The organism is Citrobacter sp. S-77 (assembly GCF_963864895.1).
Classification (GTDB): Bacteria; Pseudomonadota; Gammaproteobacteria; order Enterobacterales; family Enterobacteriaceae; genus Citrobacter; species Citrobacter murliniae.
This window is the reverse complement of record NZ_CAWLWU010000002.1, coordinates 4,157,030-4,169,928: the sequence shown is the minus strand read 5'-3', so window position 1 is coordinate 4,169,928 and position 12,899 is coordinate 4,157,030. Positions and strand designations below refer to the sequence as shown.

Genomic DNA, 12,899 nt, shown 5'->3' with positions numbered 1-12,899 from the left:
AACCATGAAAAAGAAAATTTCTGGCTTTGCTGCCAGCGGCCACGCTCAACCTGAAATCCGCCCAAACGATATTTTCAAAGATAAATATGGCGGTCAGGTAACGGTAAAAACGGTAGATGATTACCGGATTACATATAACCGTGATGGGTATTCGTTTGTTTGTGTGGCATCGCGCCAGCGCTTTGAAAGAAATTTCACCTTGGTGAGAAAAGTGCCACCAGCGGAATTTAGCGACATCAACAGAATTATGAGCGTAACGGGCGCAGAAAGAATTAGAACAGTACGTGAAATTATCCGGGAGCGGGGGAAATCGAAGTGAAAAACGCACCTAATTTAAAACATTTGCCGAAGGATAAATTCACCGAGGTAATCATTTTTGCCGGGACGGATGCTTACGCCCACGCTCAACACTGGATTGAAAGCGAAGGACGGAAACACGGCGATAACGTGCCGCCTGTTTACCTGGGGAAAAAGCAACTGGCAGAGCTGGCGAATATCCGCATTGTCGACGGTGGGCGCCGCTTTGCGCGTGTCTACCTTGCTGGGGAGATCGAACCTATCCGGATCAACGCTATCGCCGAAAAACTGGCGCTTGCTGGCGTACAGGATGCGAAATTATACAAAGGTATCACTGACCGGGAGCCGGAGAACTGGCGCGACTACCTGCAACGGATCCGCGAACAGGCAGAGCGCGGGGAAATGCTGTTGGGAGGTGTTGAGAAAAAACACAAAATATCTCTTTCCAGAATGGCAGATAGTCAAAGGGCAGGGCTTTTAGCTGCACGATTTCAGGATGTGGCGATTAATTCCGAGAGTGAGATTGTTCACGTCTGGCGTGATGGATTTTGGGTTCCGGTAAGCACACTGGAGCTTAGCCGCGAAATGGTGGCAATTTACGAAGAAAATGGAACTGCGTTTAGCCGAAGAGCAATAAATAACGCTGTTGATGCTTTAAAAGTTATTGCAAGGCCGATGGGCGAGCCTTCCAGGGATTTTCTGGCGTTCTCTAATGGTGTGCTTGACCTGAAAACTGGCGAATTTTTCACACACTCGCCTGATAACTGGATCACTACGCACAACGGTATTGAGTACACCCCTCCAGTAGCAGGAGAAAACATTCACGACAACGCACCAAACTTTCATAAATGGCTTGACCATGCAGCAGACCATGACCCGCACAAGATGATGCGCATTTGTGCCGCATTCTACATGATTATGGCGAACCGGTACGACTGGCAGTTATTCATTGAGGCCACCGGATACGGGGGAAGTGGAAAGAGTACGTTTACGCACATTGCCAGTCTCCTTACAGGTGAACAAAACACAGTCGGAACAGAAATGACGTCACTTGATGATGCTGGTGGGCGTGCGCAAGTTGTCGGAAGTCGCCTTATCGTCCTAGCAGACCAGCCGAAATACACTGGCGAAGGAGCAGGCATAAAAAAAATCACGGGAGGAGATCCAGTTGAAATTAACCCGAAATATGAAAAGCGTTTCACGACAGTTATCAGGGCCGTGGTGTTGGCAACCAACAACGAGCCGATGATATTCACCGAACGCGCAGGAGGCGTTGCCCGTCGACGTGTAATTTTTCGGTTCGATAACATTGTAAGGGAGGCTGAAAAAGATAAAGAGTTACCGCAAAAGATAGCGGCGGAAATCCCTGTCATTATTCGTCGATTACTGGCTAACTTTTCCGATCCAGAAAAAGCACGAGAATTATTGCTGGAGCAACGGGACGGTGCCGAGGCCCTGAAAATAAAACAGGAAACTGATCCTGTCATTGCGTTATGTGCAGCGCTGGAATTTCTGGATAAGCCACACGGCATGATGATGGGAGGCGGTAAGAGATCAATTGACCTTAATCCGCGTACAAGTCTGTACAGACTATATCTTGCCTTTATGGAGTACATGGGGAAAGAAGAATTATTAAGTGTTAATGATTTTGGCAAGGCCATGAAGGCTTCTGCAAGAGAATATGGGGCTGAATACCTGACTAGAGAAATTAAAGGGCGTAAACAAACTAACGTCATGCGAACGGAGAAAACGGAGGAATTTTTATAAGAGTAATACCCGTAACAGGTAGATGGGTAGATACGGGGTAGGTAACCATTTTTGCGTTACCTACCCGCTGAAACTCTTGTGGTGCAAGGGTTTCAGCGAAATAGGTAGATAGGGTAGGCAACATTCCACTTAAAAACTTTTTTACACAGCAAGAGGAAAACATAGGTTACAGAATGGTGAGTTCAAAAAAGATCCCTTTTACTATCTACCTTATCTACCTAATAGACAAAAATTTTTATTATCATGGGGTTGAGTGGGTAGAGAGCCATTTATTTGTTGTCTACCTGCTAGCTACCTTGTCTACCTACTTTCACGTAATACATCGTTTAGGTCGGTTCGGTTGTCTCAGTTGGCTAAAATATAGTTATCTATATGTTATTTAATAATATTTATTGTTTTTAATGAGGCAACTTATAGGCATTTTGAGACAACCAACCGACGCAATAAATTATGAATAAGCCATTTTGAGCACAGAGATTTTTGTATGAATGATGAAGTGAAAATCAAAAGCCTGTCTCCTGCCGTACCTGGCTGGTGGGCAAAGTTTATCGATACTGACGATGGGGATGTGTGGTACCGCCCTGTTGCATCATGGGCGCTTTGTGATGTGAAATTTGCAGGAGGACATACTGCGCATCAGATGGTTTTACCGCTTCTGACGAGCGAAATGGGTATGGAGCCAGCTAACCCGGAAGAAGGTGATTATTCTTGTCTTTACCTTCCTGATGACAAGTTTGTTCTTTCTGATGAACCGGGATCATTTGTATGGTTCAAGGTAAGCGATAACGAGGTGAAACAATGACAGCACAAATTTCGGCTTATGGTCGGCTGGTGGCTGATCCGCAGACCAAAACCACCAGCAAAGGCACAACAATGACACTGGCGCGTATGGCGGTCCCGTTGCCATGTAGTACGGCAGAGGATGGACAGGCGACGATGTGGCTTTCTATTCTAGCGTTTGGCAGACAGGCCGATGCACTGGCAAAGCATCATAAAGGTGAACTGGTGAGCGTGGCGGGCAACATGCAGATTACGCAATGGACAGGAGAGGACGGCGGCACAAAACAGGGCTGGCAGGTTATCGCCGACAGTGTAATCAGTGCCAGAACGGTAAGACCGGGCGGCAAAGCGGGCCAGCAGGGACAGGCAACGGATGCCCTGAACCGGGCGCGGGAACAGGCGGGAAATGATGATCCATACGGGGACGGGATACCGTTTTGAGGGTTGGTACAAATAAGTTCGAGCATAGCGTTCTATATAACGGATTAATATATGAGTGATTTTGTGAAAAAATTTAGAGAAGTTGTGGAAAAATCTTCAGGAGCTTTGTCTTTTGGGCTTATACAGAGCCTCGTTATGATAGGCGCCATTGCAAAATTATCTTCTCAAACAGGAGTGACATATTTCATTTTGTTTTCTGTGGCTTTTATTACAACTATGGGGGTTGCACTTTGTATATTGAGTATATTGTCTGTAATTAACGAAGTGGCAGGAAAATATAATTATATGAAATTCCTGCTTGGTATACTGCTGTACCCCGTCTTTGTTGGTGTCCTCCTTTCGGCATACCTGAGTATTAGCTCTATAGCCAGTTAAGTACCTGGTGGATATGGACAATGAGCAACGAAGAAAATTTTTTAAATATATACCGTCCAGAGGAACGACGATAGTACAGGTAACACTGATGGGAGCAAAGCATGACAAAGCTGACCATTAACAGAAAACCAGAAAACAGTTACGGCAAGCCGCAGAAAACGACGCAAGCGGCGCAGCAGCAGGATAAAACCACCACAGGGCATAAAGTGATGCCCGGCAATCCAAAAACGCTACAGAAGCCCGCAGGGGCGATACCGTGGCGGCATATGACAAAACGCCAGCGCAAAAACCGCAGACGCATTAACCGCCTTATTGAGCTGTGGCCTGAATTATTCAACCGGGAAGCACCGAAGCCGATTAAGACGGGGATATTTGATGACCTGATGCAGGATGCCGCCGCCAGAGGGATTGATTTCGGACCGGTGGCATTACGTGCGGCGCTGGCGTCATATGCGCAGACTCCGCGCTATTGCCGTGTGCTGGTTGCTGGTGGCGCACGTTACGACCTGAAAGGCCAGCCATGCGGCGAGGTGACGCCAGATGAACAGAGCAAGGCAGAAGCCAGGCTGGTAGCCCTGAAAAAGAGGGCACGTGAACGTCAGGCCGGGAAGGGGAATAAAAGCGCATGATACGCGACAGCAAAGCCGAAGCGCTCGAGGCGCGCGGGTTATACCGGAGAGCGGCGGAACGGTGGGCAGAAGTAATTATGCTGGTGGATGGTGACAAAGCGCGGGAACAGGCGGCAAAACGTCGCTCTGAATGCATCCGTAAGGCAGCTCGCCCACCAGCAAGGCTGGAAACATACGGGGAAATGCGCGAAGCAATCAGCCGGGCGCATACCGGAATGGGCCTACACAAGCCTCATGGTGAGATGTTCAGGAAGTACCCAAAATCAAACAATTGCAGTCAGTGACAGAGGCCGGGATTTTTCCCGGATTTTTACTGGCACAAAAAAGCCCGCAAACAGAAATGTTGCGGGCTTTGTTTTTGCAGGTGATGGAAGTCGACGGTGAAGAACGTGATTATCATGCCCTTGTGTTGCATAAATTGCAATGATGTAGATCGTTATTTCAATTTATGCAATCATAATCATCGTTTCGTTCAGGAGAGATGACCATGAGAAAAACCAGCGTAAAACCCGTTTTACTCGCTCGTGAACAGATTGAAGCACTACAGCGCATCCAGGACGAGGAGCGCCGCAATTCTCCGCTGGGAATTGCTCCGAGCATTCATGAGGTTGCCCGGCGTTTAATGCAGCGGGCGCTTCATCCTGCAGAACGTCCGGCCTGATGGTCGTGATTTTTTGGTGAAAAAAGAGAGGTGGTAACAATGCCTGCAAGTAAAGAAGACTTGCGATTGAAACTGATGGACGTAGTTAATGCACTGTCAGAGTCAATGGGTACAAACCCGCGGGAAATTCTCGACACGCTGAATGCGATCCCCGCACAGGATTTCACAAAAGCGGACGAGGATAACGCTAATCAAAACATCGTCGCGTCAGTCGAAGATGAATCCGCACTGGCAGAAGCTCAGGCCAAAGCGGATTCTGCATATAGTGGGATGGGCCGCCGCGCCCCGGCACCTTTCGCTGGCGAAAAGTCGATGGATTACCGCAAACGCGCATTAATTGGCGCACAGAAACTGGCGAAAAAATTCAGCGATGTGGATATTCGTTCCGTTTCAGATTCTGCAACGCTGGCGGTGCTGGAAGATCAGATTTACCAGGCTGCGAAAGATGGTGTGAAGTGGGCCGTGGAGAACACGCCGGGCTATTTGCGTAAAACCATACGAATGGACGAGGCCGGACGCCGGATTACTGAATATCAGGGGGATCCGAATAACTGGCTGAATGCCTTCAAAATCCAGCCTCGTCGCCTGGTCAAAATTAACGTTGCAAGCCTCGCGGGGGCATGAAAAACGTGCTGATTTCAGCCCTGCCGGATTTGGCGGGGCTTATTTCTGATAATCGGGTGGCATTATGCTTTTAACAGAAATTGAGGCGGCAAAGCAGATCCGCGATGGTCGGCTCCCATCTCCCTACAAATTTTCCAACATGTGGCTGGTTAACCTGCGTATTACAGGAACCGGCATGGCCTATCGCGCCGCAGAAAAAGAATTTGTCTGGCGCTCCCCGAAAACCTATCTCAATCCGCAATTCCTGGAACGTTGCTCTGGGGTTCCGGTAATTATCGATCATCCCGAAGGCAAAACCCTTGAAGACGTTGGCGAGCGGTCGCGCATTATTGGCACCGTCATGTTGCCGTATATTCGCGGTGACGAGGTGTGGGGCGTGTGCCGGATTTACGGGCAGGAAATCATTGATTACATCCAGAAAGCCAGAGGGGTGGTATCCACCAGCCCGTCAGTTGTGTTTTGTGGTGGATCCGGTGGCGCCGATTTTCCGGATGTGATGGGTGAGGACAATTTTTTTATTGAGGGTACGCCATTTCTTATCGATCACGTTGCACTCGTACCGTTGGGCGTATGGGATAAGGACGGGAAACCATCGGGCGTGGAAGTAACGACACCGACTGAGGAAGAACAACTCGCCGGGATGGTCCGGGAAGTTATTGATGCGGCATGCAAGCCCGCACTGGAAAAACTGGAAGCAATATCCGGGCGACTGGATCAACTGGAAAAACAGAGTGAGTGAATCATGCCACTAAATTATTTAGTGGCAATCATTGTCAAGTATCAAGAATAAAATTGCGTAGGAGTCTGGAGTATGACTACTTTTATAACATTTAAACCTGATGGGAAAAAACCTTTCGAATGTAAATTCAGGATGAGAGGGGAAATATTATTTGCCCGTGTTCCGTTTAATCTGTATGCGAACCGCTATTATCTGGAACTAAAAAATAGTTCTGGTGAGATCATTGTGTACACCCCTCTGATTGCTTCCCCTGATGGGTACGATATTAATCTGGCGCTTCCATTTGCGCCGGGAAAGCTCATTTTTCGTGAAAGCACTAATCAGTTTGAGGTTTTGTAATGCGTTATTATCGACTGGAAATTATTAACCCTAAAACGGGTAAGCCGCCTGTTGATTCTAAATCAAGATCTATAGGGCCATTCGATACAAGTGAAACCCCTGGATGCGGTCTGCATATTGAGTTTGACTTTGAGGTAACTGGATTGGATGTTGTTCGTTCCGGTGCGATGCTGACAATTTATGGCTTACCTATTGAGATGTTGCAGCAAAGTGTAAATCTCAACGGATGCATTGTTAGCTTAACTGCTGGCTTTGCTCCTGGACTACCTTTGGCAAATCCACTGCAACAGGGCGAGATTCTCTATGGTGAAGTCTATATGGCTTATGCTAACTGGATTGGCACCAACCAGACGTTGAATCTGGTTGTTAACCCGGCTGTAAGAAAAAAAGAAGATGGTTCTCCTGTGAGCTTTAGCGGAACTGGATCTCAGGGAGAAAAATTAGGAGACGTGTTATCGCGTGTTTTGAAACAGGCGTATCCAGATAAAATTATTGAATGCTCGGTCAGTGATAACCTGGTTTTACCTGAAAATATTCCACTGGTTTACCGTGATATAGGTTCGCTGGCTATGGCTGTGCGAAGTTTATCGAAAGCAGTTATTCGCCAGGAAGGGTATAGCGGGGTAGGCATTATTATGTTACCTGATCGCATTCGTCTTTTCGATAATTCATCACTGGAACTGGGGAAAATAAAGAAAATCGAACCTTATGAATTAATAGGTCAACCAACATGGATAGCGCCTTTTACCGTCAGTTTTAAATGCCCTCTACGTGGGGATGTACGGTGCAGTGATGTCGTAGAGCTTCCTTCCGGAATGTTCTCCGGCGCATCGTCGATCCTAATGACGAATACAACGGCACCAGGCGTTATTGCAAAAAATGCGACCACTTTCTCTGGACTATTTCAGGTTCAGTCCGTTCGCCATATCGGCGCGTATCTCACCGCTGATGGTGATGCCTGGGTGACTGTGATTGAAGCTTATGCAGAAAACAAGCTGAAGTCACAGGGGCAGACAGCACACCACGTTATTTCATAAGGGGGCAATATGCTGATGAGTAAGGCAGAATATGCCAAACACAAAGGCGTAAGCCGTCAGACAGTTTATGACTGGATTGAGAAAGGCGAAGTGGTCATGTCAGGTAAAAAAATCGATGTAGAAGCGACAGAACGCCGGAACAGCCCGCCAGCCCAGGAGAAAAACACTGTGTCTGAACTGTGGCCAGAGAGAACGCTGGAAATGACGTGGGGCGAGTTCTGGAAGGCGGTTAAGGCCAGAGATGGAAAAGTCCCGGCACCAGTGACGGACGACGACATACAGCAGTGTGTGCGGGATGCTGTCCGGGAATTAAACTGGGAAGTGCAATTCCAGGATGATGGCGTAATCTGGATGGATGACGGCGATGTTGAGCATTATTTTCAGCAATATGACCTCTGGCAAAATGCCAGACTAGCGATCCGCATGTTGAGGTGGGAGGTCTGTTATGTGGCTGACGCTTGTCCTGACGAGCTGGATAACTGGAGCGAAGCCGGACTAAACGCCCTGGCTGAATGGGAAAAAACAGGTCATTAACGATCGCAAAAAGTGTCAAGTCAGGACGCCCACTGGGTTGACACTTTACACACTGAATCACAAAAAGTGTCAACCTCGCTGTAAGCCCCGCCATTGCTAGCCTTGCGCCATATTTACCACGCCAGAAACCCGGAAAAATCTCGAAAAGTGTCAAGTTGCCATGCTTAGGAATGCTAAGTTTTGTTAAGGTTTTTCGCGAAAAAGTGTCAAGTGTGTCAACCTGCGATATACAGATTTATTAAGGTTTTGAACAGGAAAGTGTCAACATCCCCTAAGATTTCCTAAGGTGTTCCGATGTAATTGCTCTGATGTAGAATCGTGACATCTGAAACACGTTGTATTGCGGGAGATTATCATGCCTGGTTTGTTCGACATGGGTAGCGCGGAAGCGATGTTTGAACACCTGAAAAAGAAATGGGTATATTTCTATGAGAATCCTTCTGAGGAAAGTTTGATAGATACCCTTTTCCCTTTGTTTCACCTCAGAGAGTGGATCTATCAAGGTAGCTGTAAAAACTACAAAGGAAAGTCTGATGATGAACTTAGCCGAGAGGAAGCTTTTGATAAGCGGCTATGGAATCTTCCAGAATACTTAATTATTAAGTCACTTTGTAACCACACAAAGCACTACAAATGCGATCCCGACAAAAATCCAGAACACTCTATGACAAAAGTCAGAGGAGCAATTGTTGGCCTGATGAGGTGCAATGACTCACTGGATCAACTGTATTTCCTGGTTGATGGGCGGGATATACGAGTTATTTTTAATGAGGTGTATCGGGCCTATTATGAGTTTTTTAACGGTGATGTGGGGTAACTGAAGACTGAAACCATGAGCCTCACCGAAGCCGATTTACTGGATATAGTGCGCAGCGTGGCTGGAATTAGCGAATCGCCAAAGAAAGCCAGATTTACCGATTATGCGAGCGTGGCGGCTGCGGCAATGCAGCGCGAAGGCCACGCTCTGAACGAAGATGATTTGTTGCATATTCGCGCCCGGTCGGCGGCAATACTGGCAGCCCGTCGACGCCACCAGCATAGAGAGAACGCCGCGCCTTACGAGTGGAAGAAACCAGACAGGCTGCGGCAGTAACCCGTTGATTAAAAGGCGGCTCAAAATTGAGCCTGGTAGCTGGCGGGTGTGATGCCGATATTGGGATCCCCATATCGACTATCTGTGATCATCAACCAGCCTTAGCACTTCTTGTGTTTAGGCTGGTTAATTATGTTCAGGAAGTATGATATCCGTTATTCCAGTTGAGTACGCGCATGAATTCTCGCATCCAGTAGTCAGATAGTACTGATTCATCGTTACTATTAGCCATTGTCAGGATGGCAATAGGGCTGCAGCCTGATTCTGATAAAAGAGGCCACTGTTTTACCACATCTTGCATTGTGATCGATTCCGGAACCTCAGAAATGTTGTAGGGGATTGAGAGAATCGCTCTTCTTAGCTCAGCATTTTTTGTCGCTTTCATCTAGTACCTCTTGTTTCTTCAATGTGTAAAACAGCATCATGCTGTTCTTTGAGGATGTTAACGAAAGTCACTTGTTGGTTGTTTTATAATAAATCGAAATAAAAAATTATTTGTTATTTTGTTTTGTAATTTGCGTGGTAGTGAGCGTTAGTTGGCATAGGGTTGAAGGTTAACTCTACGATTGAAGGAAGGTTAGTCGCCGACAAATGAGAGTGGATAGTTAAACCTTTATGGTAGGTAAACGTAGGGGGATCTTTTGTTTTTATACTTACTGATACTTCGCCACGGTATCCTATAGGTATCCTAGAAAAAACGAAGGGGTCACGCTGTTAACGTAACCCCTTGATAAATTTGGTGGCCCCTGCTGGACTTGAACCAGCGACCAAGCGATTATGAGTCGCCTGCTCTAACCACTGAGCTAAGGGGCCGTGGCGGTGGATTATAAAGTAACTCTGTGCTGCAATCCAGCCATAAGCGTACGGATGCTGTTTTTATAAACAATGTATTTTCAGTCCGTTATACTTGTCCATTGATGTATTGCTGGGAGTGATTATGGTTAAGGACATACTGGCGCCGGGGCTGCGAGTAATTTTTTGCGGCATCAATCCGGGGCTATCTTCGGCGGGGACAGGGTTTCCATTTGCACATCCTGCAAACCGCTTCTGGAAAGTCATCCATCAGGCGGGATTTACCGATCGCCAGCTAAAGCCGGAAGAGGCGGAACATTTGCTGGATTTCCGCTGTGGTGTTACCAAATTTGTCGACAGACCGACGGTACAGGCCAATGAAGTGAAGCTACAGGAAATGCGTAGCGGTGGCCGTAAACTCATTGAGAAAATTGAAGACTATCAGCCTTCGGCGTTAGCTATTCTGGGTAAACAGGCGTTTGAACAAGGTTTCAGCCAGCGTGGGGCGCAGTGGGGAAAACAGACGTTCACGATTGGTGGTACGCAGATCTGGGTGTTGCCAAACCCCAGCGGGTTGAGCCGGATTTCGCTGGAAAAGCTGGTGCAAGCGTATCGGGAATTAGATGACGCCCTGGTTGTTCGCGGGCTGTAAAGAAAAACGCCACCTTGCGGTGGCGTTTGTGCTTATACGGCGAGATTAATCGTCGAGGAAGCTACGCAGCACTTCAGAACGGCTCGGGTGGCGCAGTTTACGCAGCGCCTTCGCTTCGATCTGACGGATACGTTCGCGGGTAACGTCGAACTGTTTACCCACTTCTTCCAGCGTGTGGTCGGTGTTCATATCAATACCGAAGCGCATACGCAGGACTTTCGCTTCACGTGCGGTCAGGCCAGCCAGTACGTCGTGCGTAGCGGCACGCAGGCTCTCAGTAGTGGCAGAGTCCAGCGGCAGCTCGAGGGTGGTATCCTCGATGAAATCACCCAGATGCGAATCTTCGTCGTCGCCGATTGGCGTTTCCATGGAGATAGGCTCTTTGGCGATCTTCAGCACTTTACGGATTTTGTCTTCCGGCATCAGCATGCGTTCAGCCAGTTCTTCCGGCGTCGGCTCGCGACCCATCTCTTGCAGCATCTGGCGGGAGATACGGTTGAGCTTGTTGATAGTCTCAATCATATGTACCGGGATACGGATGGTACGTGCCTGATCCGCGATCGAACGGGTGATCGCCTGACGGATCCACCAGGTTGCATAGGTGGAGAACTTGTAACCACGACGGTATTCAAACTTATCTACCGCTTTCATCAGACCGATGTTGCCTTCCTGAATCAGATCCAGGAACTGCAGACCACGGTTGGTGTATTTTTTGGCGATAGAGATAACCAGACGCAAGTTTGCTTCAACCATCTCTTTTTTCGCACGGCGGGCTTTCGCTTCACCGATTGACATACGACGGTTGATATCTTTGACCTGCTCAATGGTCAGTCCGGTTTCTTCTTCGATCTGCTGCAGTTTCTGCAGGCCGCGGTGAACATCATCTGCAACGTCGTGCAGTTTTTCAGACCACGGCTTGTTCATTGCGATTGCTGCGTTGAACCAGGTTTCGCTGGTTTCGTTGCCGGTGAACAGAGTAATGAAGTTTTTCTTCGGCATTTTGCACTGCTCAACGCAGAGCTTCATGATCAGACGTTCCTGAGTACGCACACGGTCCATCATGACGCGCATGCTGTTTACCAGGTAGTCGAACTGCTTCGGCACCAGGCGGAACTGTTTGAACACTTCAGACAGCTTCTGAATTTCTTCCTGCGCGGCTGCATGGCTGCGGCCTTTCGCTTTGATCGTGTCACGGGTGATTTCGTACTGAGTACGCAGCTCACCGAATTTCTCACGCGCTAATTCAGGATCGATGCTGTTGTCGTCATCGCTGCTGTCGTCGTCTTCTTCTTCATCTTCGTCTTCGTCGTCATCCATCTCTTCCTGAGAGAGTTCAGAGCCAACGTGCGTCGCTGTTGGTGCCAGGTCTTCTTCCGCGTTCGGATCAACAAAGCCGGTGATCAGATCGGAAAGACGCGCTTCTTCAGCTTCAACGCGATCGTATTGTTCAAGCAGGTAGGTGATGGCTTCCGGGTATTCGGCAACGGAGCATTGAACCTGGTTAATCCCGTCTTCAATACGTTTAGCGATGTCGATTTCGCCTTCACGGGTTAACAGTTCAACGGTACCCATTTCACGCATATACATGCGTACCGGGTCAGTTGTACGGCCGATTTCGGACTCAACGCTGGACAGAACCTGGGCAGCCGCTTCTTCCGCGTCTTCATCGGTGCTGTTGGAGGTTTCGGCAAGCAGCAGATCATCGGCATCCGGTGCTTCTTCCATCACCTGAATACCCATGTCATTGATCATTTGGATGATGTCTTCGATTTGATCTGAATCGACGATATCTTCCGGCAGATGGTCATTGACCTCGGCATAGGTCAGATAGCCTTGCTCCTTACCACGTTGGACAAGAAGCTTCAGCTGTGACTGCGGGTTTTGCTCCATAAGACGGTATCCACACTTAATTCGTTTGATTGGTGTTGGGCGGTAAAACCGCCAACGGCAAAACGAGGGCATACTTATATTTGCCGCTGCCTCTCCGTGCGGCTGTCGGGGTCTTCCCGAACGATATTCGGCAGTTAAGCCGTTAAATACTTCATCCTTCACGTTGTCTCTGCGTTAGCTGCGTTCACTCATCCTGGTCATGTACTGATGTACACTCCCTGGAGTTCGTTCACTTACTGCCTTGATACA

At 48.2% G+C, this 12,899-nt stretch carries 18 protein-coding genes and 1 tRNA gene; 16 read left to right on the top strand and 3 right to left on the bottom strand.

The genetic code is table 11. The features are described 5' to 3' along the window. Positions 1 to 4 precede the first annotated feature (4 nt). From AACS05_RS20405 to AACS05_RS20335, 15 genes are all read left to right on the top strand, one after another. On the top strand, positions 5 to 319 hold the full coding sequence (locus AACS05_RS20405) for a DUF4222 domain-containing protein (protein ID WP_045447775.1): 315 nt from the start codon (positions 5 to 7) through the stop codon (positions 317 to 319). After that, complete coding sequence (locus AACS05_RS20400; RefSeq protein ID WP_045447772.1) at positions 316 to 2,064, top strand: DNA primase family protein; 1,749 nt, start codon at positions 316 to 318, stop codon at positions 2,062 to 2,064. Before AACS05_RS20405 ends, AACS05_RS20400 begins: the two co-directional genes overlap by 4 nt. 484 nt (positions 2,065 to 2,548) lie before the next feature. Next, positions 2,549 to 2,866 carry a hypothetical protein gene (locus AACS05_RS20395; RefSeq protein WP_045447769.1) on the top strand — a complete coding sequence of 106 codons (318 nt, stop codon included), beginning with the start codon at positions 2,549 to 2,551 and terminating at the stop codon, positions 2,864 to 2,866. Next, positions 2,863 to 3,285 carry a single-stranded DNA-binding protein gene (locus AACS05_RS20390; protein WP_045447765.1) on the top strand — a complete coding sequence of 141 codons (423 nt, stop codon included), beginning with the start codon at positions 2,863 to 2,865 and terminating at the stop codon, positions 3,283 to 3,285. The genes AACS05_RS20395 and AACS05_RS20390 overlap by 4 nt, the downstream gene beginning before the upstream one ends. 51 nt (positions 3,286 to 3,336) lie before the next feature. After that, the gene (locus AACS05_RS20385; RefSeq protein ID WP_045447762.1) at positions 3,337 to 3,660 is read left to right on the top strand and encodes a hypothetical protein; all 324 of its coding nucleotides are present in this window, start codon (positions 3,337 to 3,339) and stop codon (positions 3,658 to 3,660) included. Between the two features lie 101 nt (positions 3,661 to 3,761). Further along, positions 3,762 to 4,289 carry a ProQ/FINO family protein gene (locus AACS05_RS20380; protein ID WP_045447759.1) on the top strand — a complete coding sequence of 176 codons (528 nt, stop codon included), beginning with the start codon at positions 3,762 to 3,764 and terminating at the stop codon, positions 4,287 to 4,289. Then, positions 4,286 to 4,573, top strand: a complete 288-nt coding sequence (locus AACS05_RS20375; RefSeq protein WP_045447756.1) for a PerC family transcriptional regulator — start codon at positions 4,286 to 4,288, stop codon at positions 4,571 to 4,573. Before AACS05_RS20380 ends, AACS05_RS20375 begins: the two co-directional genes overlap by 4 nt. A 203-nt stretch (positions 4,574 to 4,776) precedes the next feature. Continuing rightward, entirely contained in the window at positions 4,777 to 4,950 is a 174-nt protein-coding gene (locus AACS05_RS20370) for a hypothetical protein (RefSeq protein WP_045447754.1), read from the top strand. Positions 4,951 to 4,989: 39 nt separating this feature from the next. Continuing rightward, positions 4,990 to 5,574 (top strand): hypothetical protein, encoded by a 585-nt coding sequence (locus AACS05_RS20365; RefSeq protein WP_045447752.1) that lies wholly within the window; start codon positions 4,990 to 4,992, stop codon positions 5,572 to 5,574. 64 nt (positions 5,575 to 5,638) lie between these two features. After that, entirely contained in the window at positions 5,639 to 6,313 is a 675-nt protein-coding gene (locus AACS05_RS20360) for a cell envelope integrity/translocation protein TolA (protein ID WP_045447749.1), read from the top strand. A 72-nt stretch (positions 6,314 to 6,385) separates the two neighbouring features. Next, positions 6,386 to 6,652, top strand: a complete 267-nt coding sequence (locus AACS05_RS20355) for a hypothetical protein (protein ID WP_045447746.1) — start codon at positions 6,386 to 6,388, stop codon at positions 6,650 to 6,652. Continuing rightward, positions 6,652 to 7,689: a hypothetical protein gene (locus tag AACS05_RS20350; RefSeq protein ID WP_045447743.1), complete on the top strand. Its 1,038-nt coding sequence runs from the start codon at positions 6,652 to 6,654 to the stop codon at positions 7,687 to 7,689. The genes AACS05_RS20355 and AACS05_RS20350 overlap by 1 nt, the downstream gene beginning before the upstream one ends. 9 nt (positions 7,690 to 7,698) lie before the next feature. Further along, positions 7,699 to 8,223 carry a hypothetical protein gene (locus tag AACS05_RS20345; RefSeq protein ID WP_045447740.1) on the top strand — a complete coding sequence of 175 codons (525 nt, stop codon included), beginning with the start codon at positions 7,699 to 7,701 and terminating at the stop codon, positions 8,221 to 8,223. Between the two features lie 355 nt (positions 8,224 to 8,578). After that, positions 8,579 to 9,040, top strand: a complete 462-nt coding sequence (locus tag AACS05_RS20340; RefSeq protein WP_045447737.1) for a hypothetical protein — start codon at positions 8,579 to 8,581, stop codon at positions 9,038 to 9,040. Positions 9,041 to 9,055: 15 nt separating this feature from the next. Further along, on the top strand, positions 9,056 to 9,316 hold the full coding sequence (locus AACS05_RS20335) for a hypothetical protein (RefSeq protein ID WP_045447734.1): 261 nt from the start codon (positions 9,056 to 9,058) through the stop codon (positions 9,314 to 9,316). A 136-nt stretch (positions 9,317 to 9,452) separates the two neighbouring features. Here the strand turns inward: AACS05_RS20335 and AACS05_RS20330 are convergent, their stop codons facing one another. Continuing rightward, positions 9,453 to 9,701, bottom strand: coding sequence for a hypothetical protein (locus tag AACS05_RS20330; protein WP_045447731.1), 249 nt, complete (start codon positions 9,699 to 9,701; stop codon positions 9,453 to 9,455). 352 nt (positions 9,702 to 10,053) lie between these two features. Further along, positions 10,054 to 10,129: transfer RNA gene (locus AACS05_RS20325), tRNA-Ile, on the bottom strand. Positions 10,130 to 10,253: 124 nt separating this feature from the next. Between AACS05_RS20325 and mug the strand changes: the two genes are divergently transcribed. Continuing rightward, positions 10,254 to 10,760, top strand: a complete 507-nt coding sequence (gene mug, locus AACS05_RS20320) for a G/U mismatch-specific DNA glycosylase (protein ID WP_045447729.1) — start codon at positions 10,254 to 10,256, stop codon at positions 10,758 to 10,760. A gap of 45 nt (positions 10,761 to 10,805) precedes the next feature. Here mug and rpoD read toward each other — a convergent pair whose 3' ends face one another. After that, positions 10,806 to 12,650, bottom strand: coding sequence for an RNA polymerase sigma factor RpoD (rpoD, locus tag AACS05_RS20315; protein WP_045447727.1), 1,845 nt, complete (start codon positions 12,648 to 12,650; stop codon positions 10,806 to 10,808). Positions 12,651 to 12,899 lie beyond the last annotated feature (249 nt).